Annotated in this window: 24 protein-coding genes and 1 pseudogene; 10 read left to right on the top strand and 15 right to left on the bottom strand. The window is 74.1% G+C overall.

Annotated elements, in window-relative coordinates:
- Nucleotides 1–29 precede the first annotated feature (29 nt).
- Nucleotides 30–1484 (top strand): MocR-like transcription factor YczR, encoded by a 1455-nt coding sequence (gene yczR / locus CLV70_RS13070; RefSeq protein ID WP_106126720.1) that lies wholly within the window; start codon nt 30–32, stop codon nt 1482–1484.
- A 44-nt stretch (nt 1485–1528) separates the two neighbouring features.
- Here the strand turns inward: yczR and CLV70_RS13065 are convergent, their stop codons facing one another.
- The 8 genes from CLV70_RS13065 to CLV70_RS13030 all read right to left on the bottom strand — a co-directional run bounded on the left by CLV70_RS13065 (nt 1529) and on the right by CLV70_RS13030 (nt 10638).
- A complete protein-coding gene (locus tag CLV70_RS13065) occupies nt 1529–3343 on the bottom strand; it encodes a poly(ethylene terephthalate) hydrolase family protein (protein ID WP_146164052.1) in 1815 nt (604 codons plus the stop codon).
- Nucleotides 3344–3466: 123 nt separating this feature from the next.
- Entirely contained in the window at nt 3467–4240 is a 774-nt protein-coding gene (locus CLV70_RS13060; protein ID WP_106126718.1) for a hypothetical protein, read from the bottom strand.
- Nucleotides 4225–4770 (bottom strand): RNA polymerase sigma factor, encoded by a 546-nt coding sequence (locus CLV70_RS13055; RefSeq protein WP_106126717.1) that lies wholly within the window; start codon nt 4768–4770, stop codon nt 4225–4227. Before CLV70_RS13055 ends, CLV70_RS13060 begins: the two co-directional genes overlap by 16 nt.
- Nucleotides 4771–5208: 438 nt before the next feature.
- Nucleotides 5209–7032 carry an AMP-dependent synthetase/ligase gene (locus tag CLV70_RS13050; protein WP_106126716.1) on the bottom strand — a complete coding sequence of 608 codons (1824 nt, stop codon included), beginning with the start codon at nt 7030–7032 and terminating at the stop codon, nt 5209–5211.
- A gap of 237 nt (nt 7033–7269) precedes the next feature.
- Nucleotides 7270–7833: a PepSY domain-containing protein gene (locus CLV70_RS13045; RefSeq protein WP_106126715.1), complete on the bottom strand. Its 564-nt coding sequence runs from the start codon at nt 7831–7833 to the stop codon at nt 7270–7272.
- Between the two features lie 105 nt (nt 7834–7938).
- A complete protein-coding gene (locus CLV70_RS13040; protein ID WP_106126931.1) occupies nt 7939–8673 on the bottom strand; it encodes a class I SAM-dependent methyltransferase in 735 nt (244 codons plus the stop codon).
- Between the two features lie 22 nt (nt 8674–8695).
- Nucleotides 8696–9961 carry a sensor histidine kinase gene (locus CLV70_RS13035; RefSeq protein ID WP_106126714.1) on the bottom strand — a complete coding sequence of 422 codons (1266 nt, stop codon included), beginning with the start codon at nt 9959–9961 and terminating at the stop codon, nt 8696–8698.
- Nucleotides 9958–10638, bottom strand: coding sequence for a response regulator transcription factor (locus CLV70_RS13030; RefSeq protein WP_106126713.1), 681 nt, complete (start codon nt 10636–10638; stop codon nt 9958–9960). The genes CLV70_RS13035 and CLV70_RS13030 overlap by 4 nt, the downstream gene beginning before the upstream one ends.
- Nucleotides 10639–10740: 102 nt before the next feature.
- On the opposite strand from CLV70_RS13030, the gene CLV70_RS13025 reads away from it, so the two are divergent.
- Nucleotides 10741–11193, top strand: a complete 453-nt coding sequence (locus CLV70_RS13025; RefSeq protein WP_146164051.1) for a hypothetical protein — start codon at nt 10741–10743, stop codon at nt 11191–11193.
- A 30-nt stretch (nt 11194–11223) separates the two neighbouring features.
- On the opposite strand, the gene CLV70_RS13020 is transcribed toward CLV70_RS13025, so the two are convergent.
- Nucleotides 11224–11841, bottom strand: a complete 618-nt coding sequence (locus CLV70_RS13020) for a TIGR03085 family metal-binding protein (RefSeq protein ID WP_106126711.1) — start codon at nt 11839–11841, stop codon at nt 11224–11226.
- Between the two features lie 150 nt (nt 11842–11991).
- On the opposite strand from CLV70_RS13020, the gene CLV70_RS13015 reads away from it, so the two are divergent.
- Both CLV70_RS13015 and CLV70_RS13010 read left to right on the top strand, forming a co-directional pair.
- A complete protein-coding gene (locus CLV70_RS13015) occupies nt 11992–13779 on the top strand; it encodes an ABC transporter ATP-binding protein (protein ID WP_106126710.1) in 1788 nt (595 codons plus the stop codon).
- Nucleotides 13776–15548, top strand: coding sequence for an ABC transporter ATP-binding protein (locus tag CLV70_RS13010; protein ID WP_106126709.1), 1773 nt, complete (start codon nt 13776–13778; stop codon nt 15546–15548). The genes CLV70_RS13015 and CLV70_RS13010 overlap by 4 nt, the downstream gene beginning before the upstream one ends.
- A gap of 7 nt (nt 15549–15555) precedes the next feature.
- Here CLV70_RS13010 and rpsD read toward each other — a convergent pair whose 3' ends face one another.
- The gene (gene rpsD / locus CLV70_RS13005) at nt 15556–16164 is read right to left on the bottom strand and encodes a 30S ribosomal protein S4 (RefSeq protein WP_106126708.1); all 609 of its coding nucleotides are present in this window, start codon (nt 16162–16164) and stop codon (nt 15556–15558) included.
- Nucleotides 16165–16249: 85 nt separating this feature from the next.
- Here rpsD and CLV70_RS13000 point away from each other — a divergent pair, with 85 nt between their 5' ends.
- Nucleotides 16250–16984 carry a DUF2470 domain-containing protein gene (locus CLV70_RS13000; protein WP_106126707.1) on the top strand — a complete coding sequence of 245 codons (735 nt, stop codon included), beginning with the start codon at nt 16250–16252 and terminating at the stop codon, nt 16982–16984.
- A gap of 2 nt (nt 16985–16986) precedes the next feature.
- Here the strand turns inward: CLV70_RS13000 and CLV70_RS12995 are convergent, their stop codons facing one another.
- The gene (locus CLV70_RS12995) at nt 16987–17820 is read right to left on the bottom strand and encodes an SDR family oxidoreductase (protein ID WP_106126706.1); all 834 of its coding nucleotides are present in this window, start codon (nt 17818–17820) and stop codon (nt 16987–16989) included.
- Nucleotides 17821–17924: 104 nt separating this feature from the next.
- On the opposite strand from CLV70_RS12995, the gene CLV70_RS12990 reads away from it, so the two are divergent.
- On the top strand, nt 17925–18734 hold the full coding sequence (locus tag CLV70_RS12990; RefSeq protein ID WP_106126705.1) for a helix-turn-helix domain-containing protein: 810 nt from the start codon (nt 17925–17927) through the stop codon (nt 18732–18734).
- Here CLV70_RS12990 and CLV70_RS12985 read toward each other — a convergent pair.
- The 4 genes from CLV70_RS12985 to CLV70_RS12970 all read right to left on the bottom strand — a co-directional run bounded on the left by CLV70_RS12985 (nt 18731) and on the right by CLV70_RS12970 (nt 21992).
- A complete protein-coding gene (locus tag CLV70_RS12985) occupies nt 18731–19333 on the bottom strand; it encodes a TetR/AcrR family transcriptional regulator (protein WP_106126704.1) in 603 nt (200 codons plus the stop codon). The genes CLV70_RS12990 and CLV70_RS12985 overlap by 4 nt on opposite strands.
- A gap of 19 nt (nt 19334–19352) precedes the next feature.
- On the bottom strand, nt 19353–20090 hold the full coding sequence (locus CLV70_RS12980) for an ABC transporter permease (protein WP_106126703.1): 738 nt from the start codon (nt 20088–20090) through the stop codon (nt 19353–19355).
- Nucleotides 20087–20809 (bottom strand): ABC transporter ATP-binding protein, encoded by a 723-nt coding sequence (locus CLV70_RS12975; RefSeq protein ID WP_106126702.1) that lies wholly within the window; start codon nt 20807–20809, stop codon nt 20087–20089. Before CLV70_RS12975 ends, CLV70_RS12980 begins: the two co-directional genes overlap by 4 nt.
- Nucleotides 20810–20990: 181 nt before the next feature.
- The gene (locus CLV70_RS12970) at nt 20991–21992 is read right to left on the bottom strand and encodes a hypothetical protein (RefSeq protein ID WP_146164050.1); all 1002 of its coding nucleotides are present in this window, start codon (nt 21990–21992) and stop codon (nt 20991–20993) included.
- A 702-nt stretch (nt 21993–22694) separates the two neighbouring features.
- On the opposite strand from CLV70_RS12970, the gene CLV70_RS12965 reads away from it, so the two are divergent.
- The 4 genes and pseudogenes from CLV70_RS12965 (at nt 22695) to CLV70_RS12950 (ending at nt 26512) form a co-directional block, all read left to right on the top strand.
- Nucleotides 22695–22937 (top strand): hypothetical protein, encoded by a 243-nt coding sequence (locus tag CLV70_RS12965; RefSeq protein ID WP_106126700.1) that lies wholly within the window; start codon nt 22695–22697, stop codon nt 22935–22937.
- Nucleotides 22938–23916: 979 nt separating this feature from the next.
- Nucleotides 23917–24291: pseudogene (gene hisI / locus CLV70_RS12960) on the top strand (phosphoribosyl-AMP cyclohydrolase); the annotation flags it as partial.
- A gap of 125 nt (nt 24292–24416) precedes the next feature.
- The gene (locus CLV70_RS12955; protein ID WP_106126698.1) at nt 24417–25958 is read left to right on the top strand and encodes an anthranilate synthase component I; all 1542 of its coding nucleotides are present in this window, start codon (nt 24417–24419) and stop codon (nt 25956–25958) included.
- Entirely contained in the window at nt 25955–26512 is a 558-nt protein-coding gene (locus CLV70_RS12950) for a Trp biosynthesis-associated membrane protein (RefSeq protein WP_106126697.1), read from the top strand. The genes CLV70_RS12955 and CLV70_RS12950 overlap by 4 nt, the downstream gene beginning before the upstream one ends.
- The last annotated feature ends 41 nt before the right edge of the window (nt 26513–26553 follow it).

The raw sequence follows: 26553 nt of genomic DNA, 5'->3' as shown, positions 1-26553 counted from the left end.
ACGGCATAGCCAATTTCGCGGAGGTGGCCATGACGACGTCCGTGCGAGGAGGCCAATTGGCCCGGTTGCTGGGTCAGTGGCACTCGCTGCCGGGTCGCCATCGCAGCCCGGACTACGCGGCGCTCGCCGGGGCGGTCCGGGGGCTGCTCACCGACGGGCGGCTGCCCCTGGGCGTACGGTTGCCCGCCGAGCGCGAGCTGGCCGAGGCGCTGGCGGTGAGCCGGACGACCGTGACCGCCGCGTACCGGAGCCTCCGGGAGACCGGGCACCTGACCAGCCGGCGCGGCGCCGGAAGCTGGACCACCCTGCCGAACGGCCACCGGGTGGCCAGTTCGGGTCTCTGGACGCCCGACGACGACCTGGACATGATCGACATGGGGGTGGCGGCGTCCGCGGCGCCCGTCGAACTGGTGCCCGCCGCCCGCGCCGCCGCCGACGAGCTGCCCCGGTTCCTCGGCACCGCCGGATACCACCCGACCGGGCTGATGGAGCTGCGGGACGCCGTCGCCGCGGCTTACACGGCGCGGGGCGTGCCGACCAGCGCCGAACAGATCCTGATCACCAGCGGCACGCAGCAGGCCCTCGACCTGGTGCTGCGCCTGTCGGTGCCCGCGGGCGCGTCCGTGCTGGTGGAGTCGCCGACGTACCCGAACGCGCTGGCCGCGCTCGCCGCCCGGCGCGCCCGGATCAGCACCCACGGCCTCGACGCGGCCACCGGCTGGGACGGCGAGCTGCTGCTGGCGGCGATGCGGCAGACGCGTCCGCGGCTCGCGTACGTGATCCCCGAATTCCAGAACCCCACCGGCCACCTCATGCCGGCCGCCCTGCGCGAACGGCTGGTGGCCGCGGCCCACGCTACCGGCACCGAGCTGGTCGCCGACGAGTCCTTCGTGGACCTCCCGTTGAACGGCGAGGCCATGCCGCCACCGGTGGCCGTCTTCGACCGGCACTCCCGCGTGGTCACCATCGGCGGCATGAGCAAGGCCTACTGGGGCGGCCTGCGGATCGGCTGGGTGCGCGCGTCGGCCCCGCTGGTCCAGCGCCTGGCCGCGCTGCGGGTCGGCGTCGACATGGCCAGCCCGGTGCTGGAGCAGCTCGTCGCGGTCCACCTGCTCCAGGACGCGCCGAGCATCGTCGCCGTACGTCGCGCCCAGCTCGCCGCCCGCCGCGACACCCTCATCGAGGCGTTGCGCGAGCACCTGCCGGAGTGGCGCTTCTTCGTGCCCTCCGGCGGCGTGACGCTCTGGGCGGAACTCGACGGCCCGATCTCCAGCGCCCTCGCCCGCGCGGCGGAGGACGTCGGCGTGCGGCTCGCGCCGGGCCCCCGCTTCGGCCTCGACGGCACGCTGGAACGCTTCGTACGCCTGCCGTTCTCGCTCCCCCCGGACGACCTGATCGAGGCGATCCGCCGCATCGCCTCGGTCCGCCACGACCTGGACCGGGCGGCCCGCCCGGCCTGGCGCACCCCGGCCGTCATCACCTGACGACGCGGTCCGGTGGAGGATTCGCGCCGGTGCCGGCCGCGGGATCAGTCGGTGAACATGAGATCGCTGAGTCCGAGTGAGCCTGACCGGTGGGGAAACCGCAGTGTGACGGACCGGATCCGGGTCAGGTCGACGCCGGTGAAGGCGGACAGGGGCACCCGGACCTGGTTGAGCAGGAAGTGGGGGTAGAGGTCCGAGTAACCCTCGGTGATCGTGGTGGTCATGCGGGGGAAGCTGAGGGCGGGGTTGCCGCCGGCTGTGACGGTTCGGCTGCGCCCGAAGGCGTCGGTCAGGACGAACTGCAGCCTGCCTGTCCGCCCGGCCGGGTTGCGGACATCGGTGAAGTCGAGCGCGGCGCGGACCTGGATGGCCCTGAACCGGCGGACGTCGCGCAGCCCGGGGGCGAGGGGGGTGGTGATGCCGGCGCCGGGCCGGGTCCACGCCGCTTTCACCATGGACAGGTCTCCCCAGCTGTGGTGGGGCTCGGAGTCCGGGGTCGGCGTTTTGCGGGAGTTGGTCAGGCAGTTGCCGGCCTCGCCGATCCGCTGCTCCCTGGAGCAGACGCGGAGGTCGGCGAAGCCGCGGGCCCGGACACTGCCGGTCACGTCGCGCTCGGTGGCCAGCCGGTTGATCACACCACGCGTGGTCCGGGTGTCCCGCGGGTGGCGGGCCACCTGCACGACGGATGTCGCCCAGGCCGGGGTGAGGTCGCCGCGCCACAGCGGGGCGAGGGCCCGCTCGGCGGCGAGGTGGTATCGGAAGAAGGCGCCCAGGTAGCCGGTCGCGATGTCACGCTGCCGGGCCTGGTCGAGCCGGCGAGGGCTACCGGCCTTGCACACACTGCCGGGCGGGCCGTTGACGGTGTCGTCCTCGATGCCGGGCTGGCCTGGGATCGGCTTCGACCAGACCGTGTTGAAGAAGTTGTGGTTGGCGCCCTCGATGGTGACGGTGTACTTGGGTGCGGTGTCACCTCGTTCGGCGTAGCGGCTGTGGTCGACGTAGAAGACGCCCTGATGCTGGTAGGCGTCGCCGTCGCACAGCGGCAACACCACCCCGAGAGCTATGTCGGTGATCGTGTCCTTGCCCTCGACGGCCGGGGCCAGCGGCAGCACCGCCTTGAGGGTGAAGTCCTTGTTCGGCAGCAGGGTCGCGTACCGGGCCACCGCGCCGCCGCTGCGGGAGTGCCCCATGATCCCGAGCCTGTGCTGGTCGATCGCGCCGAGCAGCGCGTTGCCGAACGGGGCGCCCCCGGTGGTGTTCCAGGCGGCGATCTTCTTCAGATGCACCCCGATCAACCGGGCCCGCGGTGTCAGATCCCAGGAGGCATCTTGCTCGGCCGGCGTGATGCCGTTCGCGCTGATCGACACGACGACGAAGCCGTGACTGGCCAGGTTCGCCGCCAGGTAGTCGTACCCGCGGAAACTCGGTACCGGCACCAAACCCTTCGGGCACGGCCACTTGAGCGTCGCGCCTGAGGGCACCACTCCGGGCCGAGTCAGACAGGTGAAATAGAGCCCGTGCTCGAGGACGACCAGGGGCAGCCGCTTGCCTTTGGCGTCGACCGGCCGATGCACCACCCCGCGCAGTTCCACCGCCGAGGTCACCCCCGGCACGTGCGCGGCGTCGTCGCCGAAGTTGTACTCCTGGGCCGTCACCGCCAACGATCCGGGCTGCCGCGGATCCGGCAGCATTCCCGCGCCGATGGGCCTACCGGATCCGGTTGGTGCCCCGTAGCCCGGCCGTGCGGCCGCGTCCACGCGCCACCGCGCTCCGGAGACCAGGGCCGCAACCGCGGCCAGCACCAACACCATCACCGCGAGGGCGAACCGCCGCCGCCCCGTCGACACGTTGCTTGTCATGCCCGGTACCTGTCCGGCCACCCGCACCGTGTCACACATCAACACCGAACGTTTCCCGTTCCCGGGACACCCGACTGACCACCGCCTGTCGCAGGGCCGTGTGCGGTGACAGGCGGCGTGGGTTCAGTCCAGGTCGACGACCCGGTGATCGGTCGTGCCGGTGGCGGTGTGCACGGTCACGGTCAGCGTGTCGGCCTCGCCGCCTTCGGGGCCCGGCCACCAGGCGGCCCACCAGCCGTTGCGTACGCTGGCCTGGAAGCTCTTGCCACCGTCCGGGCGCACGTCGACCCGGGTGACGCCGGTGCCGGCCAGGCCGACGATGTCCGACCACCGACCGTCGCCCTCGCCGACCGAGGCCATCGTCTCCAGGGTGACGGTGTCCGCGGGCGGGGCCGGCAGCGGCCCGTCGGCCAGGCTCATCGAGGCCAGTTGGTCGTCGGAGCCGGGTCCCGCACTGAGGCACAGGTCGATGACGCCGCTGTCCTTCTTCATGATCAGCAGGGTGGCGAGACCCCGCTGTTCGGCCAGCAGCACGTCCGCCGGGCCGGCCGTCGACGGGCCGCCCCGGCCGTTGCCGGCGCAGGCGCGGGCCTGCGGCAGGACCTGCTCACCGGTCAGCGAGCCGGGTGCCGCGGTCCAGGAGGCGAACGCCTTCTCCGCCGTGCCCGGCAGCAACGACGGCACCGTCACCGCGGCCACCGCCCCCGCGGCGGCCACCGCGACACCCACCACCAGCCTGCGCCGAACCGGCCGGGACGGCGACGGTTGCGGGGCCCGGCCGGAGATGACGCGTTCCAGCATGGCCCGCGAGCGGGTCCATTCCACGGCGGTGGGTTCGCGTCCGCGTGCCGGGTCGAGCGAGTTCAGCTGCTTGAGGTCGTTCAGGTGCGGATCCATGACGGTTGCTCCTTGCCATCGTGCACGTGGGCGGAGTCGGCGAGGGCGGCCTGCAGGCGCTGCCGGGCCCGGCCGAGGCGCATCGCGAACGTCGACCGGCGGCAGCCCAGCGTCGTCGCCGCCTGCTCGCCGGTCAGACCGTCGAACGCGACCAGCGCCAGCACCTCGCGATCGGCGGGGCGCAGCGACCGCCAGGCGGACGCCAGGTCGATCCGGGCGCCCACCCGCAGGGTGTCGTCGGTGCCCTCATCGCGCGGCTGCGCCGTCAAACGGACGTCCAGGGCCCGGCGCCGCAGCAAGCCGCGGGTGCGGTTGGCCATGGTCTTGCGCGCTACGGCGAACAGCCACGGCCGGGCGTCGTCGGGCAGGTCGTCGAAGCGGCGCCAGGCCGTCAGGAAGACCGTCGAGACGATGTCCTCGCTGTCGCCGTCGAAGACCCGGCGCTCGACGAAACGCAGCAGGTCGGGGTACGTCTCGGCATGCAGGCGACGGAACCGCTCCGCGCGGGCCCCGGCATCCGGTTCGCTCATCAGGGTGCTGCCTCCCGGTCCATACCCCTTATCTGTCCGGCTCGCCCACGGCTGTCACACCGGAAAAAGTTCTGGGCCGGCCGGCCAAGCTCGAGGCACGCACGGTCGACCGCCGGGTGGCCCCTCCGGTTTGCCCCGCTCGCGCCGGCGTGATTGCGGGAGCGGATCGTGCCGGCCATCGGCGGCGGTTCGCGGACGGCTCGGGCTCTGGCCGCGACCGGGACGGCCCGGGTCGCGCTGGGCGGCGCCCGGGACGTGGTGATGATCGATGCCCGGCTGGAGTCGGTGGCCGGGGTCGGCGCCGCGCCGGAGCGGGTGGCCGAGGGTTACGGCGGCCCGGAAACGCCCGGCCGCGCGGCCCGGAAACGCCCGGCCGCGCAGCCCGGAAAGGGAACGCGCGGCCCCGGCCCGGCCGGGACCGCGCGGTGGTGCGGACGGTCAGATCTGGGCGAGGCTGCCCGCGTACATCTTGTCGATCTGCTCGGCGAAGTTGGTTTCGACGCTGCGGCGCTTGATCTTCATCGACGGGGTGATCTCGCCCTGTTCGATGCTGAGGTCGCGGGGGAGGATGGCGAACTTCTTGATCGTCTCCCAGCGGTTCAGCTTGGCGTTGAGCTCCTCGATGTAGCCCGCGACCAGTTTCTCCGTCTCCGGGGCCGCGACGATCTCCTCGTACGGCTTGCCGTCGAGGGGGCCGCCCGCCGCCCAGCCCGCGATCGCTTCCTCGTCGAGGCTGATCAGCATCGTGACGAAGTTGCGGGCCTGGCCGACCACCACGGCCTGGGAGGTGTACGGGCAGACCGCCTTGAACATGCCCTCGATCGCCGACGGGGCGATGTACTTGCCGCCCGACGTCTTGACCAGGTCCTTCTTGCGGTCGGTGATCTTCAGGTAGCCGTCCGCGTCGAGCTCGCCGATGTCGCCCGTGCGGAAGAAGCCGTCCTCGGTGAACGCCTCCTCGGTCTCCTTGGGCAGGTTGTGGTAGCCGCGCATGACCGGCTTGCCGCGCAGCAGGATCTCGCCGTCGGATTCGATGCGGCATTCGAGGTCGCCGAGGGGCTGGCCGACCGTGCCGATCTTGAGCTTGCCGAGCCGGTTGACGAAGTTGGCGGCGCTGCTCTCGGTGAGGCCGTAGCCCTCCATGATCGGCAGGTTCGCGGCGGCGAAGAACTCGGCGATGTCGCGGCTCAGCGGCGCGGAACCGGAGACCAGCACCCGCAGCCGGCCGCCGAGGCGCTGCTGGAGCTTGCTGAAGACCAGCTTCTCGGCGATCGCGTACCTGGCCTTGAGGGCGCCCGGGACCGGCTTGCCGGCCTGCTCGAGGGCGACCTTCTGCTTGCCGGTGGCGACCGCCCAGCCGAAGATCTTGGCCTTGAGCCCGCCGGCGCCGACCGCGGTGGTCACCGTCTTGTTGTAGACCTTCTCGAAGATCCGCGGCGCCGCGCACATCAGCGTCGGCTGGACCACGGCCAGCATGTCGACGAGCTTCTCGACCCGGCCGTCGATGTACGTCGGCACGCCCACGTGCAGGATGCCGCAGAGCAGCGTCTTGCCGAACGAGTGCGACAGCGGGAGCCACAGATACTGCAGGTCGCTGGCCTCGAACAGGCCCAGGCCGGCCTGCGCGACGCCCTCCCAGCACCAGCCGCCGTGCAGCAGCTGGACGCCCTTGGGCCGGCCGGTGGTGCCCGAGGTGTAGATCAGCGTGGCGATGTTGTCCGGCCCGATGCCCTCGGCGATCCGCTCGACCAGGTCGGGAGTCTCGGCGAGCGCCGCGCGGCCGCGCTCCTCGAGCTCGGCCAGGGTGAGCTGCGGCGGCTGGGCGGAGGCGTCGGCGAGCCCGTCGATGAGCACCACGTGGGTGACCGACGTGTCGGCGCCGGCCAGCTTGAGCGCCTGCTTCGGGTCCTCCGCGACCAGGATCTTGGAGCCGGAGTCGGCCACGATGTAGGCCGCGTCCTCCGGCTCGGTGGTCGGGTAGACCGTGGTGGTGGCGCCGCCGGCACAGTTGATGCCGAGGTCGACCAGCGCCCACTCGAGCCGGGTGCCGGACAGGATCGCGACCCGGTCCTCCAGCCCGACCCCGAGGCCCGCCAGGCCGGCCGCGATGGCCTTGGCCCGCTCACCCACCTCGGCCCAGGTCAGCCAGGTGATCCCCCGGTCGTCGGCGGTCGGGACGGCGAACGCCTGACCGTTCGGAGTCGCCCGCACGCGCTGCAGGAACATGTCCGGGATCGAGCGGTAGGGAACCTCGAGAGCCATCGGCGCCGCCTCTTTGCGTCTATGGGGTGTGTCAGCCGTGTTACCGAAGAGTATTGCCAGGAGGGATCGGGCGGAAGTGCGCCCTGCTCATTACCGATCCTATCGACGCCGCGACCACGAGCCCAGGACCGGCGGCTTTTTCTGAAATGCGTGAGTGCCCGGGCTTGGTCGGCCCGGGCACTCTTCCTATTTCGTACGGCCGTTGGCGCAACGCCTACCGCACCGTGGCCGGATGGATCAGTCGTCGTCCCCGTGGTCGTCGTCCCGGTCGTCGGCGTCGTCGCCGTCATCGTCGGCGTCCTGGTCGTCGCTGTCGTCGTCGGCGTCCTGGTCGTCGTCGGTGTCGGTCTCGTGGCGGGCCACCTCGCCGGTGGCACGGTCGACGTCGACGTCGTGCTCGACCGCGCCGTTGAGCACCTCGATGTCCCAGACCGCCCGGCCGTGCTCGTTCTCCCGCTCCGAGTCGGTGACCTGCCCGCCCCCGGCCGTACGGACCGCGATCTCCTTCGCCGCGTCCAGGCTGATCGCGTCCGCGCTCGCCGCCGACGAGGACGACGACGAGGACGACGACTGGGACGGCGCCTCGGACGGCGCCTGGGACGGGGACCCGGACGGGGCGGTGGACGAGGACGAGGGCGTGGGCGAGGACGGGCCCGGGGCGGCGGCCAGGATCTCGCCGCCGGGGACCGCGCCGGTCGCGGCCGGCTTGCCGGCGCCCTCCGAGGCGAGCGCGGCACCCCCGATGGCGAGAGCGGCGACCGCGCCCGCGGCCAGGGCGGATGCCGTACGAAGCCTGATCATGCTGAACCTCCGGAGGTCGTCGTCGTGGTGACCCCCACAAGGTGCCGCGCCGCGCACTATGGCGGCGCTGTGTGACCGCTAAGCCCCGGTTAAGCCGCGGACCGGTCAGGCCTTGCGGTAGACGGAGACGTGGCTGCGGGACTCCGGCCCGAACGGCTCGCGCCCCCAGCCCGCCCAGCGGTCCGCCAGCGTCAGCCCGGCGCCGGCGGCCAGCTCGTCGATCTGCTCCGGCCAGCGGTAGTGCATGCCGAACGGCTGCAGCCGCACGCCGCCGTCGGTGAACGTGACGGTCTGGCGTACGAAGGTCTGCGCCTCCCGGTCGTACCGGTGCAGGCGGATCGAGACCGCGTCCTCGGTCACCGACCACACCTGGACCTGCTGCTCGTCGCGGTCGAAGGCGGCCGGATCGGGCACGTACGCCTCGATCACGAACGCGCCGCCGGGCGCCAGCACCCGGGCCACGTTGCGGAAGCAGTCCTCCTGCCGGCCCTCGCCGGTGAGGTTGAACAGCGTGTTGAAGACCAGGTAGACCAGCGGGTACGGCCCCGGCACGGCGACGTCAGCCAGGTCGCCGAGGACGACCGGGACCGTGTCGCCACCCGGCTTGCCGCGCAGCAGCTCCACCATCTCCGGTGACGCCTCGATGCCCTCGACCCGTACGCCCCGGGCGGCCAGCGGCAGCGCCACCCGGCCGCTGCCGATCGCCAGCTCCAGGGCGGGCCCGTCACCGGCCAGCGCGGCGAGGAGCTCCGCCGCTGGTTCCGGGTCGGGGTTGCCGGGGCTGTCGTAGGTGGCCGCCCACTGGCGGCCGAAGAGTCCGGGATCGTCCAGAAGCGCCATGACGACCACATCACCAGAGGGCTCAGCCGGGCGGCAACGCATTTACCCCGAGTTCGATGCGGACCGAGGCGCCGCCGCCCGGTGCCGCCCCGGCGTGCAGCGCGCCGCCGGCCGCCTCGGCCGCGCGCCGGGCGATGTCCAGGCCCAGCCCGGTCGAGCCGCTGCCCGAGGCGCCGCGCCGCAGGGCGTCCGGCGGGAATCCCGGGCCGTCGTCGTCGACGGTCAGCACCGCGCCGCCGCCGGGGCGGGGCGCCAGCGTCACCCCGAACGCGGTGCCGTCGGGGGTGTGCGCGAAGACGTTGCCGAGCAGGGCGTCCAGGGCCGCGGCGAGCTCGTCGGCGGGGATGGGCACCGGGAGGGGACCGGGCGGGAGCTCACGGCGTACGCGACGATCGGTGTCCTCGGCGAGCACGGACCAGAACGCGACCCGGTCCCGGACCACCGCCGCGGCGTCGCAGGACCGCCGTTCGCCGCCCCGGCGGCGGGCCTGCTCGATCACCGCGGTGACCGCCCGCTGGACCCCGTCGGCGGCGGCCGCGATCCGGTCCGCCTCGGCCGGGTCGCGCAGGGACTCCGCCTCCAGCCGCAGCGCGGTCAGCGGGGTGCGCAGCCGGTGCGACAGGTCGGCGACCTGTTCCCGCTCCTCGCGCAGCAGGTCCTGGATGCGCCCGGCGAGATGGTTGAGGGCGGTGGCGACCTCGCGGATCTCGCGCGGGCCGGCGGGGGCCGCCCGCGCGGACAGCTCCGCCCGGGCGAGCCGGTGCGAGACGGCGGACAGGTCGGCGATCGGGGCGACCAGGTTGCGGGCCAGCCGGTCCGCCACCACCAGGCCGAGCAGCACCAGCGCCGCGCCCAGCCCGGCCAGCACCAGCCAGGAGCGGGTGACGCCGCGGTTCAGCTCCTCGTCGGGCACGACCGTGCGCACCACGTAGACGCCGCCGGCGCTGACCACCGGCACGACGATCTCCCGGCCCTCGTCGGTGGCGACGGCGAACGACTCGCGCCGGGCGGCGGCCAGCGTGACGGCCGGCGTACGGCGGGCCTCCTCGCCGATCACCTCCCCGGCCGGCGGGAAGACGCTGACCGGCAGCGGCTGGCCCTCGACGGCGAGCTCGAGCCGGTCCGGTTCGGTGCCGATCAGCGGGACGATGGTCTGCACCACCCCGTGGGCGCGGCTGACCGCCCGGTCCTCGGCCACCTGCCGCACGAGCAGCGCCAGCGGCACCAGGAACGCGATCAGCACCAGGCAGGTGGTGGCCGCGACCAGCAGGGTCAGCCGGCGCCTCATGCCGGGCCGCTCAGCCGTACGCCCACCCCGCGCACGGTGTGCAGGTAGCGCGGCTCCTGCGCGGTCTCGCCCAGCTTGCGGCGCAGCCACGACAGGTGCACGTCGACGGTCTTGTCCGCGCCGCCGTACGGGATCTGCCACACCTCGTTCAGCAGTTCCCGCTTGCTGACCACCTGCCCGGCCCGGGTCGCCAGGTGGTGCAGCAGGTCGAACTCGCGCGGGGTGAGGTCGAGGCTCGCGCCGTCCAGGGTGGCCGTCCGCGCCCCCGCGTCGATGCGCAGGCCGCCGACGGTCAGGGCGGCCTCCCCGGGACCGGTGCCGCCGCGGCGCAGCACCGCCCGGACCCGCGCGTCGAGCTGCGCGGCGGTGAACGGCTTGACGATGTAGTCGTCCGCGCCGGCGTCCAGCACCCGGACGATCTCGGTCTCGTCGTCGCGGGCGGTCGCCACGATCACCGGCACCGCGCTCACCGCCCGCAGCATCCGGAGCAGCTCGCGTCCGTCGAGGTCGGGCAGTCCGAGGTCGAGCACCACCAGGTCGGGGCGCTCGGCGAGGGCGGTCTGGAGGCCGTCCATCGCGGTGTGCGAGGCGGCCACGGCGTGACCGCGCTCCCGCAACGCGCGCAGCAGCGTCGTCCGGATCGCCGCGTCGTCCTCGATCAGCAACAGGTGGGCCACGGACGCAACCTATCCCGGCGTACGGGAGGATCCGCGCCCCTTAACCGTCCCTTAGCGTCGCGGCGGGCCCGGCTTAGCGTCGGGGCGGGCATAGTCGACCGGGTGAACCGTCGCATGCTGCTCGTCGCCGCGGGCTGGGCCGCCGCGGCCGTCCTGGCCGTCCTGGTCGGCATCACCGCGATCGGCCTGATCGGCGCCGGCCTCATCACCACCGGGGAACGACCCCGCACCGAGGCGCAGGTCGCCCGGGACCTGGCGAACCTGCCGTCCGGTCCGGCCGGCCCGCGGGCGTCGTCGCCGCCGGCCTCCGAGGGCGTCGGCGAGGCGCCGGGGGCGGGCCGGACGCTGCTCACCCGCGGCGGCACGGTCGTCGCCCGGTGCGTCGCCGGCCGGGCCGAGATCGTGGCGATGTCCCCGGCGCCCGGCTACGCGCTGCACGAACAGGACGACGACGAGGGCGAGTTCCGCAGCACCTCGGACGGCCACGACCGGGACGAGTTCGACGTCGTCTGCACCGGCGACCGGCCGGCCCTGGTGTCGCGCGCCGGCGACTGAACGCCGGCGGCCACTTCTACCGGGCCGGGGTCACATGCTCAGCTTGGCGGTCCGCAGGCTCTCGTCGCCGGTCAGGTCCACCTTCGCGATGCGCTGGCGGCCGGAGAGGAAGAGGGTGAGCTCGGCCGGCTCCCCGGTGAGGACCGCGGCCGGTTCGCCGTCGCCGACCTGGAACACCCCGAAGCCGGGCGCCTCGACGCGGATCGGGCGGCCCAGCCGGCGCAGCACCATCCGGGCGGTGAGTTTCAGCGTCTTCCAGATCGCCGCCTGCTGGCCGGGGTCGAGGACCCGGGGCTGCCAGTCCGGCCGGGCGCGGCGGACGTCCTCGTGGTGGATGAAGAACTCGACGGTGTTGGCCAGCCCGTCGGTGAGCGGGTTGCTGACCGGGCTCCACCACGGCGGGGTGCGGATCTCGTGCACGAGGCCGGCGTACGGCTGGGCTGCCTTCGCGCGGCGCACGTGCTCGCCGTGCCCGGCCAGCGGCGGGATCAGCCCGCCGATCATCGCGTCCGGGCGGCGCTCGCGCACGACCACGTGGGCGGCGAGGTCGCGCGCGGTCCAGCCGGTGCACACCGTCGGCGCGTCCGGGCCCACCTCGAGCAGCAGATCCGCGAGCAGTGCCCGTTCCGTACGCGCGTAGTCCGTCATGAGGAGATCGTAGGCCCGGCACGGTCCCGGGCTGCGCGCCGATGTAATCGCGGACACAATGTAAATCCCGTGGCATCGCGCGGGCGGTTCGGCAGGATGGACCGGTAAGGCCGGTTCAGCCGGCGGGGACTTACCTGTAGGCGGGGGATCTTGACCACGAGGGCCAGCCGCGATGTGCTCGGTCGCGGCCTCCGCGTGCTCGGCCGCGCGATCCGCACCGAACCTCGCCTGTTCATCATCGGCACCGTCGGCAGCAGCCTGTTCGGCCTGCTCGTCATCGCCAACTCGTACGTCGTCGGCGCGGTGATCGGCCACGTCGTCGTGCCCGCCTTCACCGAGCACCGGGCCGGCGCGGGCGAGCTGGGCCTGATCGCGGCGGTGTTCATCGGCATCTCGGTGCTGCGCGTGGCGAGCATCTTCGGCCGCCGGCTCGGCGCGGGCTTCATGCAGTTCCGGCTCCAGGCCCGCTACCGGCGCGCGGTCACCCGCCGCTACCTCTCCCTGCCGCCCGCCTGGCACCAGCGGCACGCGACCGGCACGCTGCTGTCCAACGCCAACTCCGACGTGGAGGCGGCCTTCGTCCCGATCGCGCCGCTGCCGTTCGCCGTCGGCACCATCGTGATGATCCTGGCGGCGGTGGTCTCGCTCTTCGTCACCGACTGGGTGCTCGCCATGGTCGGCGTCTGCCTGTTCCCGGCCCTGTTCGGCCTCAACCTGGTCTACTCGCGGCGGATGTCGCCCCGGCAGATCCGCGCCCAGCAGCTGCGCGCCAAGGTCAGCGCGGTCGCGCACGAGAGCTTCGACGGCGCCCTGGTGGTCAAGACGATGGGCCGCGAGGCCGACGAGTCGCAGCGCTTCCGGGTGCACGTGACCGAGCTGCGCGACGCGCTGATCGCGGTCGGCCGGCTGCGTGGCCTCTTCGACCCGCTGATGGACAGCCTGCCCAGCGTCGGCACGCTGGCGGTGCTGCTGCTCGGCGCGTGGCGGCTGCAGACCGGCGCGATCAGCGTCACCGAGCTGGTCAGCGTCGCTTTCCTGTTCACCGTCCTGGCGTTCCCGGTGCGCGCGATCGGCTGGGTGGTCGCCGAGCTGCCGCGCAGCGTCGCCGGCTGGGAGCGGGTCCAGGCCGTGCTGGCCGCCGAGGGCGATCTCGCGTACGGCACGGCCGAGCCGCGGGCGGACGGCCCGGCGGCGCTCACCTTCGACCAGGTCCACTTCTCGTACGGCGAGGGCCCCGAGGTCCTGCACGACGTGTCCTTCACGGTGCCGGCCGGCCGCACGGTGGCCCTGGTCGGCGCGACCGGCTCGGGCAAGTCCACGATCGCCTCGCTGGCCGTACGCCTCGTCGACCCGGACAGCGGCACGGTCACCGTGGACGGCACGCCGCTGCCCGACCTCTCCGAACCGGCCCTCGCCGCCGTCTCCGCGCTCGTGCCGCAGATCCCGTTCGTCTTCGACGACACCGTGCGCGGCAACGTCAGCCTGGAACGCGACGACGTGGACGACGCCCGGGTGTGGTCCGCGCTGCGGCTGGCCGAGGCCGACGGCTTCGTCGCCCACCTGCCCGACGGCCTGGACACCGCGGTCGGCGAGCGGGGCACGTCGCTCTCCGGCGGCCAGCGGCAGCGGCTCACCCTGGCCCGCGCGCTGGCCGGCCGGCCGCGGCTGCTCGTGCTCGACGACGCGACCAGCGCGGTCGACCCGCGGGTGGAGGCGGCCATCCTGGCCTCGCTGCGCGGGGCCGACGCCGGCGCGTCGATCCTGGTGGTGGCGTACCGGCGGGCCACCATCGCCCTCGCCGACGAGGTGGTCTACCTGGAGGACGGCAAGGTGGTCGCGACCGGCACGCACGCGCATCTGATGGCCACCGAGCCCGGATATCTCGCGCTGGTCACCGCGTACGAGCAGGCCGACGCGGCCGAGGAGGTGCAGGCATGACGGCGGCCGCGGTGGAGGAGGGCACGTTCGCGACCGTGCGGCGGGGGGTGGCGCTCTCGCCGGAGCTGCGCCCCGGGCTCGCCGGCACCCTGGCGCTCGCCTTCGTCTCGATGGCCGGCCGCGTCGCCGTGCCGATCGCCGTCCAGCAGGGCATCGACCGCGGCATCCGCGCGCCGGGCGGGCCGCACCTCGGCACGGTCGGCGTGATCGTCCTGATCACGCTGGGCATCCTGGCCGTCTCCACCGCCTGCGGGTACGCGATGACCCGCCGGCTGTTCACGGTCAGCGAGACGGCCCTGGCCGCCCTGCGCGCCCGGACGTTCCGGCACATCCACGACCTGTCGATGCTGCACCAGCAGTCGGAGCGGCGGGGCTCGCTGGTCTCCCGGGTCACCGGCGACGTCGACCAGATCACCCAGTTCCTGCAGACCGGCGGTGTGATGCTGCTGCTCACCAGCGGCCAGGTCGTCGTCACCACGGCCGTCATGCTGGTCTACTCGTGGCAGCTCACGCTCGTGGTGTTCGCCGCGTTCCTGCCGGCCGTCCTGATCATCCGGCTGTTCCAGCGGCGGCTCGCCGGCGTCTACCGGACCGTGCGGGAGCGCACCGGCGTGATGCTCGGGGCGATCGCGGAAAGCGTCGTCGGCGCCACCGTGATCCGGGCGTACGGGGTGGCCGGGCGCACCGAGAAGCGGCTCGACACCGCCATCGAGGACCTGCGTGGCGCCCAGCAGAAGGCGCTGCGTACCAGCGTGCTCGGCTTCTCCACCGGCGAGATCGCGGCCGGCGTGGCGCTCGCGGCGGTGGTCGTGGTCGGGGTGCTGCTCGGCGTGGACGGCGGCCTGAGCGTCGGCAAGCTCACCGCGTTCCTGTTCCTCGTGACGCTGTTCATCCAGCCGGTGCAGATCGCGACCGAGGTGCTCAACGAGGCGCAGAACGCGGTGGCCGGCTGGCGCCGGGTGCTCGACGTGCTCGACCTGCGGCCGGACGTGGCCGACCCGGACACCGAGGGGGTGGCGCTGCCGCCGGGGCCGCTGTCGGTGCGCTTCGCCGACGTGTCCTACCGCTATCCCGGCGGTCCGGTCGTGCTCTCCGGCGTGGACCTCGAGATCCCGGCGCGCACGAAGGTGGCCGTGGTGGGGGAGACGGGCAGCGGCAAGACCACGTTCGCGAAGCTGCTGACCCGGCTGATGGACCCGGCCGGCGGGGAGGTGCTGCTCGGCGGGACGGCGCTGACCACCGTACGGTTCGATTCGTTGCGGTCCCGGGTCGTGATGGTGCCGCAGGACGGGTTCCTCTTCGACGCGACCGTGGCGGAGAACATCCGCTTCGCCCGCCCCGCGCTGACCGGCGAGGAGCTGGAGCGCGCCTTCGCCGAGCTGGGTCTGGACGACTGGCTGGCCGGTCTGCCGCAGGGGCTCGACACGCCGGTCGGGGAGCGCGGGGAGGCGCTCAGCGTGGGGGAGCGGCAGCTGGTGGCGCTGGTGCGGGCGTACGTGGCGGACCCCGACCTGCTGGTGCTCGACGAGGCGACCAGCGCGGTCGACCCGGCCACCGAGGTACGCCTGCAGCGCGCCCTCGACACGGTGACCCGCGGGCGCACGACCGTGGCGATCGCGCACCGGCTGTCCACCGCCGAGTCGGCCGACGAGGTGATCGTGGTCGACGCCGGCCGGGTCGTGCAGCGCGGCCCGCATGCCGACCTGCTGCGCGACCCGGACTCCATCTACGCGAAGCTCTACGCGAGCTGGCTGGAGCAGACCCGCTGAGCGGCCGTCAGCGGGCGTAGAACTCGACGACGAGCTGCTCGTCGCAGACCACCGGAACCTCGCTGCGCAGCGCCTTGCGGATCACCGTGGTGCGCAGGTCCTCGATGACCGTGGACAGGTACGGCGCCGTCGGGCCGTCGAGGTGGGCGCCGGTGGCCGCGATCTGGAACGGCGGCTTGGCGCGGCTGCTCTCCCGCACCTCGACGACCTGACCGGGCTTGAGCCGGTACGACGGCCGGTCGACCTTCCTGCCGTCCACCGTGAAGTGCCCGTGCGCGACGAGCTGCCGGGCCTGGTAGATGGTGCGGGCGAGGCCGGCGCGCTGCACGGTCGCGTCCAGCCGGCTCTCCAGCAGGGCGACCATGTTCTCGCCGGTCTTGCCCTCGCCGCGGTGCGCATCGTCGTACGCCCGGCGCATCTGCGCCTCGCTGATGTTGTACTGGTGCCGCAGCCGCTGCTTCTCCAGCAGCCGCACCTGGTAGTCCGACTGCTTGCGCCGGCCCCGGCCGTGCACGCCGGGTGGGAACGGGCGCCGCTCGAAATACTTCACGCACTTGCGCGTCAGCGGGATGCCGAGTGCCCTCGAGAGCCGGGCCTTGGGTCGGGAGTTGTTCACGGGCGATCTTGTCCTTCGGTACGGGATGCTACGGTTAGCCTCGCCTAACTAAGGCTAGCCTAACCGGTGCCCGGAGGTCCCTGAGATGCAGCCCACCCACGCCGAGGTCGCGCGTACGCTCGCGGCCGGCAACCTGCCCGCCACCGCGCACATCGCCTGCCGCCCGGGGCCGCACCCGGTCCGCCACGTGACCGACGCCCAGGGCCGGATCCTGCTGCTCTCCCCGAGCGACGGCGCGCTCGCCGCCGCGCTGCGCCCCGCACCGGACACCGGCGACACCGCGCTGGTGCTCGACATCGCCGACGTGCCCCCGGTCGCCGGCGCGCCGTCCCTCGGCCGGGTGTGGGTCGCCGGCTGGGCCACCCCGCTCGCCGGCGAGGAGGCGCGGCAGGCGACCCTCGACTACGCCGACACCGACCCCGCCACCGACCTGCTCGACGTCGGCACGTCGCAGGTCCTCCACCGCGTCGACGTGGCCGAGGTGCGCTACGAGCGCAACGGCGTGCTCGTGGACGTCGACCCCGACGAATACGCCGAGGCCACCCCCGACCCGCTGCACAGGATGGAGTTCGACCTCATCGCCGACCTCGCCGACCACCACGTCGAGGAGATGGCCGGCTACGTCCGCCGCCGCCTCGGCCCGGCCGCCCGCCCCGGCGACGAACCGCGCGTGGTCCGCCTCGACCGCTACGGGTTCCTGGTGCGCATCGGCGCCCGCCTGGCCCGGCTCTCCTTCCCCCGCCCGGTGACCGACCGCCACGACCTCGCCCACCTGCTGCACCCGGTGCTCTGCCACCGCTGCGCCCACCGGGCGGCCTGACCTCAGGCGCCGGCGTCCGTCCACGCCGCCTCGGATCCCTGCGCCTCCACGTCGGCCAGGCGCTGCCGCAACGCCGCGGTGGCCGCGCCGTACGAGTCGGTGCCCAGCACCAGCCGCAGCGGGGCGGGACGCCGATCCACGCTCGCGATGATCCGTCCGGCGATCCTGCGCGGGTCGCCCACGACCGGCGCCTCCCGGGTGCGGAAGGCCTGCACCATGGCGGCCGGCGTACCCGCGTAGGCCGGCAGGGGCTCCGCGATCCGCAGGCCCTCCCGGACGAAGCCGGTACGCGCGCCGCCCGGCTCCACGATCGTCACCCCGATGCCGAACGGGGCCACCTCCGCGGCGAGCGCCTCCATGAAGCCCTCCACGCCCCACTTGCTCGCGTGGTAGAGCGACGCCCCCGCGTGCGCGGCCAGCCCGGCGACCGAGGAGATCTGGATCAGCCGCCCGCCACCCTGGGCCCGCAGGTGCGGCAGGGCGGCCCGGACGGTCTGGATCGAACCGAGCAGGTTCGTGGCGATCTGGTCCCGGACCTGCTCGTCGGTGAGCTCCTCGGCGGCGCCGAACAGGCCGTAGCCGGCGTTCGCCACGACCACGTCGATGCGGCCCAGGGCGGCGAAGGCGGCATCCACCACCTCGCGGACCCGCGACAGGTCGGTGACGTCGAGGCGGCCGAGCCAGAGCCGGTCGCCGTACCGGCCCGCCAGGTCGCCGGCCGCGCTCTCCCGGCGTACGGTCCCGGCGACCCGGTCGCCACGCCGCAGAAGCTGTTCCGTCAGCTCCCGGCCGAAGCCGCTGCTGATGCCGGTGATGAACCACGTCTGATCGGTCATGGCGCCGAGCGTGCGGCACCGGCCCGCGGCGCGGGCAGTCCCCGCCGCTCCCGGGTAGTGGCAGGGACACCCCACCGCGGGCCCCGGCGGCCTACGGTCGGCTGATGGACGACAACGCACTCGGCGCCTTCCTGCGGGCGCGGCGGGAGCTGGTGACGCCCGCGGAGGTGGGACTGCCGGTGGGCGGCGGCGTGCGCCGGGTGCCCGGCCTGCGCCGCGAGGAGGTGGCGATCCTCGCCGGGATCAGCGCCGAGTACTACCTGCGCCTCGAACGCGGCCGGGACCGCAGCCCGTCGCCCCGGGTGATCGACGCACTGTCGCGGGTGCTCCAGCTCGATGCGGAGGGTACGGCGTACCTCACCGCGCTCGCCCGGCCCCGCCGCCCGCCCGCCGCCCGGGAGGAACCCGTGCCGGCCCGGCTGGACCTGCTCGTACGCACGCTGAACGTCCCCGCCGTCGTGTTCAACCGGTGCAGCGACGTCCTCGCCGCCAACCCGCCGGCCCGCGCGATCTCGCCGGACCTGCGGCCGGGGGTGAACCGGATGCGCCTGCTGTTCCTCGACCCGGCGGCCCGCGCCTCCTACCCCGACTGGGAGCGCTACACGGTCGAGGCGGTCGCGCACCTGCGGGCGCAGGCGGGCACCGACGCCGGCGACGAGCGGCTGCACGCGCTGATCGGCGAGCTGTCGCTGCGGAGTGAGCGCTTCCGCCGGCTGTGGGCGCGGCACGACGTCCGTACCGCCCGGGACGCGACCTTCCGGATCCGGCACCCGGTCGTCGGCGACCTGGAACTGCTGGTCGAGAAGTTCACCGTGGCCGGCGCCGCCGGGCTGGAGCTGCTCCTGCTGCACGCCGAACCCGGCACCGCCGCTGCCCGCGCCCTGGCCACGCTGGCCGAGCGGGCCACTCCCTAGAACACCCCGGGCAGGTCGTCGGTGAGATAGCGCTGCACGCTCGGGCCCACCGCGGCCACGAGCTGCTCGGCGTCGGCGGACGCCACCGGTTCGACCTTGAGGATGTAGCGGACCACCGCCAGCCCGGCGATCTGCGTCGCCATCAGCGCGGAACGCAGCGGCGCCTCCTTCTCGTCGATGCCCAGCTCGGCCACCGCCCGGCGCAGCACCTGCGTCACGACGAACTCGCGCAGCAGCCGCGCGGTCCACTCGTTGCTCATCGCCGAGCGCATCAGGGCCACCGCGGCCGCGCCGGCCGGCGAGTCCCAGATGCCCAGCACCAGCCGGACCAGCCGCAGGCCGGCCTCCTCGCGGGGGCCGGAGAGCGCCGCCGGCAGCAGCTCGGAGGGGTCCACCGGCGAGTTCATGCTCGCCAGGAACAGCTTCTCCTTGGTGCCGAAGTAGTGGTGCACGAGCGCCGGGTCGACCCCGGCGTCCCCGGCGATGGCCCGGATCGACGCCTTGTCGAAGCCCCGCTCGGCGAAGACCTGACGGGCGGCCTCCAGGATGGACTGCTTGGTGTCCTGGTTGCCCGGACGCCGCCCGCTGCGCCGTACCAAAGAAGATCTCCCGTCCGTCTCAGCCGGTCCTGCGCCGCAGCGTCGCGGCGGCCAGCACCAGGGCGAGGACCGCCGCGGCGGCCACGATCGCCAGGTCCTGCCACATCGTGGCGGTGGGGCTCGCGTGCCGGCCCACCTGTGTGAGAGCGTCGACCGCGTACGACAGCGGGAAGACGTCGCTGGCCGCCTGCAGCCAGCCCGCCATCCGCTCCCGCGGCACGAACAGCCCGCACAGCAGCAACTGGGGGATGACCACCACCGGGAGGAACTGTACGGCCTGGAACTCGGTGCGGGCGAAGGCGCTGCAGAACAGCCCCAGGGCCACCCCGAGCACCGCGTCGACCACGGCGATGACCACCACCAGCCCGGCGCTGCCCACCGTCTCCAGCCCGAGCAGCCAGTACGCCGCCCCGACCGCGACCGCCGCCTGCACGGCCGCCGCGAGCCCGAACGCGATGCCGTAACCGAACAGCAGGTCGAGCTTGCTCAGCGGCGTGGTCAGCAGCCGCTCCAGCGTGCCGTTCGTGCGCTCCCGCAGCATCGCGATGCTGGTCACCAGGAACATGATCACGAACGGGAAGATGCCGAGCATCACCAGCGCGATCCGGTCGAAGGTGGGACCGGCGTCCTCGTACATGTAATAGAGCAACGTCAGCAGCGCGGCGGGCACGACGACCAGGAGCGCCACCGTACGCCGGTCGTGCCGCAGCTGCCGCAGGATGCGGCCGGCCGTGCTGAACGTGATCCGCGGGTTCACGCCGCCACCCCTTCGCGGTCGCGGATCAGGCGCAGGAACGCCTCCTCCAGGTCCTCGGTGCCGGCCTCCGCGCGGATGGCCGCGGGCGTGTCGTCGCCGATCAGCCGCCCGTCGCGGAGGAGCAGCAGCCGGTCGCAGCGCCCGGCCTCGTCCATGACGTGACTGGAGACCAGCAGGGTGGTGCCCGCGTCCGCCAGCGCGTGGAACTTCGCCCACAGGTCCGCCCGCAGCACCGGATCCTGCCCGACGGTCGGCTCGTCCAGCACCAGCAGGCGGGGCTCGCCGATCATCGCGCACGCCAGGGACGCCCGGCTGCGCTGCCCGCCGGAGAGATTCCCGACCAGCTGGGCGGCGGCCCCGGCCAGGCCGACGTCCGCGACGGCCCGCTCCGCGTCGGCCGCCCCCAGGCCGTGGAGGGAGGCGAAATACCTGGCATTCTCCCGTACGGACAGATCGGCGTAGACGCTCGGCGCCTGGGTGACATAGCCGACCGTACGCCGCAACGCCGCCGACCCCGCCGCCTCGCCCAGCACGGTGACCGTGCCGGAGCGCACCAGCTGGGCCCCGACGATCGCCCGGATGAGCGTCGTCTTCCCACTGCCGCTGGGCCCGAGCAGCCCGGTGACGCTCGCCTCCCGTACGTCGCAGGAGACGCCGTGCAGAACGGCACGCTTCCCCCGCTCGACCACGAGGTCACGGACCTCGACGGCGCTGGACATCGCTGCCTCCCACAAACTCATCAACTGTTGAGTTCAACGCTAGATGAATTCTGCGGGCGGGGCAATCGACTGTCGCGAAGGTGGCACGCGGACATGACGAAGGCCGCGGTCCCGACATCGGAACCGCGGCCTTCGCCGGTGCTCGTTCTGGTGCCCTCGTTCTTGTGTCCTCGTTCTCGTGTCAGAGACCGAGGATGCGGTCCAGGAACTCCCGGTAGCCCCGCATCGCCATCCGCATGCTCTCGGTGTCCGGGCTCGAGGTGTCCCGCAACGGATCGAGCTGGTCGCGCTCGGCCAGCATCGACTCGGTCAACTCGTGCACGGCCTCGGTGAGCAGGTCGTGCGCCCGGGTGAGCGCGGCCACCGGATCATCGACGAACTGCGCCTTGACCTCATGCCACTCGGCCCGGAACTGCTCGCTGGCCGCCTCGTCCCAGAACGAGATCGGACTCTGATCGAGGTCACCGGGCCGCAACGGCTGCCCGTGCTCACCACCGTCAGCATCCCGCACCACCCGCCGCCCGCCCGGCGCCTCCTCGGCGGCTCGCCGCCCGCCCGGCGCCTCCTCGGCGGCCCGCCGCCCGTTGGGCGCTTCCTCGGCGGCTCGCCGCCCTCTCTCGGCCTCGTCCAGGTCGGTGGCGCGCGGGCTGCCCTGCTCGCCCTGCCGGCCGTCCCGCACGCCCTGCAGTTCCTGGAGGTCGGCGGCCCGCGCGCCGCCCGGCGCGTCGAGCCCGGCCAGCCCGGCGATCCGTCCGGCAAGCTCCTCGTCCCGGTCCGGGAACGCCTCGTCCGGCACGGTTGCCCCCCGGCCGCGCCGGCCCGTCACGACCTCGTCGACCTCCGCGGCCGAACGCCGTCCGGCCGGGTAACTCTCGGCAGCCTCGTCGTCCCGCCCCCGCCGCCCACCCGGCGGCATCTGCACCGGCGTGGGCTGCAAGGGATTGGGCGGCAGCGGCCCGGTCTGCACCGGCGTGGGATGCAGCGGGTTGGGAGGAAGCGGCGACGGCGCCGCCGCCGCACCGGTCTGCACCGGCGCCGGCTGCAACGGGTTCGGCGGCAACGGATCAACCCGGAACGCCGCCGCACCGCCGCTCGCCGCGGGAACATCCGGGCGGCCCCATCCGCGACCCTGCTCCGCCCCCTGCCCGGAAGCGCCCTGCCCGGCCGCGGTCTGCCCCGACATGCTCTGCCCCGACACTGCCTGCCCCGTCGTCCCCGGCCCTGCCTGCCCCGTCTGGCCGGGCGCTGCCTGCCCTGTCTGGCCGGGCGCTGCCTGCCCTGTCTGGCCGGGCGCTGCCTGCCCCACGCCGGCCTGCCCGGACACGTTCTGGCCGGGCGTTGCCTGCCCCGGGGCGGCCTGCCCGGACGGCATCTGCCCGGGCACGATGCGGCCCGGGGGCGTCTGGCCGGGAACCGGCTCGCCGTGGACACGGTCATCACGGACCTGGCCGGCGTTCTGGGCCGGCCCGGGCGCGAACAGGTCGAGCTCCTGCGCGGCCTGCCCCGCGGACCGGTTCCCCGGCGGCGTGGTCTCCGCGGGAGGCTGCCGATCGCCGGAAGGGCGGGGACCGAACGGGTTCTGCCCGGGGAACGGTTCGAGCGGAACAGCCTGACCACCGGCGCTGACCGGCACCGACGCACTACCCGAGGCGCCCCGGTGGACCGGCGGAGCCCAGGGGTCGGACGGGGCCTCCGGACCACCCTGCGCGTCGGCAGGCTGCCCGGACACCGGCTGCGCGCCGCTCTGTCCGGACTGCGCTCCCGCCTGCCTTGCTCGCGCGCCGGCCTGACCCACCACGGGCTGCGCCCCGGTCGGACCGGCCTGGCCCGCCGAGGACTGCGCTCCGGTCGGACCGGCCTGACCCGCCGAGGACTGCGCGCCCGAGTGACCCGGCAGGCCCGACGCCGGGTGCGTGCCCTGACCGGCCTGGCCCCGCACCGGCTGCCCGCCGGCCTGACCAGGCTGCCCGCTGAGCTGACCGGCCTGACCGCCGGCCTGACCAGGCTGGGCGCCGGGCTGACCAGGCTGACCGGGCTGGCCGGCGGGCTGACCGGGCTGACCGTGCTGGGTGCCGGGCTGACCGTGCTGGGTGCCGAAGCCGGCCTGGCCGTTCGGGCCGGGCCGTAGGCCGCTGGGGCCGGGGGGTGGGCCGCCCGGGCGGGTCGACGGGGGCAGCGGCACCTGCGCCGAGCCCGAGGCGGCGGGCTGGCCGCTCACCGGGCGGGCGCCCGGGAACTGGCCGCTCGGCGTCGGGTCGTCGGTGCCGGTCAGCGGGTCGGTGGGCTGCACCGGGACCGGCGGCGGCTGCGCGGCGGCGAACGGCGACGGTGGTGGCTCCGGTGGGGGTGAGAACGGTGAGCGTGACGCCGGCAGCGTGCCGTTGGCCACCGGCGACTGCCCGTTGGCCACCGGCGTGCCGCCGTGGCGTGGGCCGGTCTCTCCGTTGCGGTGCCCGTTCATCTCCACGGGTGGAAAGCCTCCCTGGTTGGTCCAGCGTCCGTTGGCCGGCCCGCCCGGCAGGACGTCCGCCGGCCGCCGCGAGCCGAGCGCGACCAGTTTCGTGTCGTTCGTCAGCGAGGGGTGCGGCCGCGGAGCAGAGTAGGGGTTCCGCGCTTGTCCCGCACCCGGTGGCTCACCCGCGCCCGGTCCCCAGGCGGCCGGCCCGTCACCTGGACCGCCCGCACCCAGGCCCCAGTCATCCGGCTGATCTCTTCCCGCATCCGGGGTGTCGGTGACCGACCCGCCAGGCGGTGCGGTGTCCTCCGGGGTGGAGCGGGCGGCGTGGTCCGGGGTGGCGTTCGTGCCGGCCCGGTCCTGGCCCGGCATCCCGTGCGCGGGCCAGAATCTGCCCAGGCCGCGCGACTGCCGGCCGTCCTCGGGGTTGGCCGTGGGCTCCATCTTCGAGACTCCCGTCGCGGTGGCGGCGCGACCCGTCCGGACGGGCCGGGCGGCCGCGGGCGCGACACCCGGGGCAGGCGCGGCGCACGACGACGGTACTCTTCCGTGCTGTCCCGTCACACCCCCTGTGCGAGTCCGTGACCGGATCGTGGGCTATGGGCAGGTACGGCCCGTGGACGCCGCGCGGCATGCGAGAGAATCTGGCACTGTGCCCGCCACCGAACTCGAGAACCAGCCCGCCCGGCCGTCCGCCCTCGACCCCGCCATCGCCGCCCGCCTGCGCCGCAGCGCGGACGGGCTGGTCGCCGCGATCGTGCGGGAGCACGACACCGGCGACGTGCTGATGCTGGCGTGGATGGACGACGAGGCGTTGCACCGCACCCTGACGACCGGGCGTGCCACCTACTGGTCGCGCAGCCGCCGCGAATACTGGGTGAAGGGCGCGACCTCGGGCCACCACCAGTACGTCCGCGCGGTCGCCCTGGACTGTGACGGCGACGCCCTGCTGGTCACTGTGGACCAGGTCGGCGCGGCCTGCCACACGGGCACGCACACCTGCTTCAGCGACGACCTGCCGACCAGCAAGCCGGCGGAGACCGGCCCGCCGGCGGCCAAAGGCGCGGCGGCCAAAGGCACGGCGACCAACGGCGCGGCGACCAACGGCGCGGTAAAGAGCGGCGCGGCGAACGGCGGCGCGGGGGAGGGCGCATGACCAGCGGCGCGGTGGTGCCCGGCGAGGACGAGTTCGTCGCGCAGGCGGCCCGGCGGCGGGTTGTCCCGGTGACCCGGCGGCTCCTGGCCGACGGTGAGACGCCGGTCGGGGTGTACCGCAAGCTGGCCGGCGGCCCGGGGACCTTCCTGCTGGAGTCCGCCGAGCAGGGCGCCGGTTCCGCCGCGTGGTCCCGCTACTCGTTCGTCGGGGTGCGCAGCGCGGCGACCCTCATCGAGCGGGACGGGGAGGCCGCGTGGCTGGGGAGCCCGCCGGTGGGCGTACCCGTCTGTGGTGATCCGGTTGTTGCCCTTCGTGAGACCGTCGCGGCTCTCGCGGCTCCCGGGGACGCGGATCCGGCCGACGGGCTGCCGCCGCTGACCGGGGGCATGGTCGGCTATCTGAGTTATGACCTGATCCGCCGGTTCGAGCGGCTGCCCGCCACCGCCGCGGACGATGTGCCGCTGCCCGAGCTGGGGATGATGCTCGCCACCGACCTGGTGGTGCTCGACCACTTCGACGGCTCGGCGATCCTGGTCGCCAACGCGGTGCTGCCCGAGGGCGCCGACGGTCCCACCGCGCGGGCGGCGTACCACCAGGCTGTGGGGCGGCTCGACGCGATGACCACCGCGCTGTCCCGGCCGACCCCGCCGCTGATCTCCACGGTGGAGCGGGTGCCGCCGGGTGAGGTGGTCAGCCGTACGGCGCCGGGCGACTATCAGAAGGCGGTCGAGACGGCGAAGGAGGCGATCCGGGCCGGGGAGTGTTTCCAGATCGTGGTGGCGCAGCGCTTCGAGCGGGCCACCGACGCCGACCCGCTGGACGTCTACCGGGTGCTGCGGGCGACGAACCCCAGCCCGTACATGTATCTGCTGCGGTTCGATGATTTTGACATCGTCGGGTCCTCGCCGGAGGCGCACCTCAAGGTCAGCGCCGCCGAGGGGGGCGTGCGCCGGGCCCTGCTGCATCCGATCGCCGGCACCCGGTGGCGCGGCGGCACCCCGGAGCAGGACAACGCGCTGGCCGCCGAGCTGCTCGCCGACCCGAAGGAACGCTCCGAGCACGTGATGCTGGTCGACCTGGGCCGCAACGACCTGGGCCGGGTGTGCCGCGCGGGCACGGTCGAGGTGCCGGATTTCGCGCGGATCGAGCGCTACAGCCACGTCATGCACATCGTGTCGACGGTCGTGGGCGAGCTCCGCGAGGACCGGACCGCCTTCGACGCGCTCGCCGCGACGTTCCCGGCCGGCACCCTGTCGGGTGCGCCGAAGGTCCGGGCCATGGAGATCATCGAGAGTCTGGAGCCGACCCGCCGCGGACTGTACGGCGGCACGGTCGGCTACTTCGGCTTCGCGGGCGACATGGACATGGCCATCGCGATCCGGACGGCCCTGCTCCGCGACGGTACGGCGTACGTCGGCGCGGGAGCCGGCATCGTCGCCGACTCCGACCCGGCCTCGGAGGAGCAGGAGACCCGCAACAAGGCCGCCGCGGTCCTCGCCGCCATCGCCGCCGCCGAGACCCTGCGCGCGGCCCGGTGAGCGGCGCCGGCCGCCGGCTCGGCGTGACCGTCCTCTGCGGTGTCGCGGGCGCCGGCCTGGCGCTCTTCGGGGTGACCAGGACCTGGGCGGTCGAGGTCACCAGCCGTCCGGGCCTGCCGGACCTGCGAACGGTACGCACGGGAGCCGACGTGGCGCCCTGGGTGATCGGCCTGGCGCTGGTGGCCCTGGCCGGCGGCGGCGCGCTGTTCGCGACCCGCGGGGTGCTACGCCGCGTCCTGGGCGCCCTGCTGGCCGTGGCCGGTGCGGGCGTGACGGCCGCCGCGATCGCCGGGCGGGCCGGGCTGCACGTGGGCTCGGCGGGGGCCGGCGGGACGCTGTGGCCGGTGGTGTGCGCGGCGGGCGGCCTGCTGATCGTGGCCGGCGGCTGGCTGGCGCTGCGGCACGGCCACGAATGGCCGGGCATGAGCGCCCGCTACGAGCGTCGCCCGCGGGAGGCGACGGCGGCGGACCGGCCGGTCGACGACGGCCGCCCGGTGGACAACAGGGCGGCCTGGGACGCCCTGGACCGCGGCGACGACCCGACGGCAGGCTAGCCGGCCCGGCCGGGCAAAACGCCCGGATCGCCCGCCCGGCG

Origin of the sequence: Pseudosporangium ferrugineum, from assembly GCF_003002065.1 — a bacterium.
Classification (GTDB): Bacteria; Actinomycetota; Actinomycetes; order Mycobacteriales; family Micromonosporaceae; genus Actinoplanes; species Actinoplanes ferrugineus_A.
Note: the sequence above shows the minus strand (reverse complement) of the source record. Positions and strands in the feature narration are given on the sequence as shown.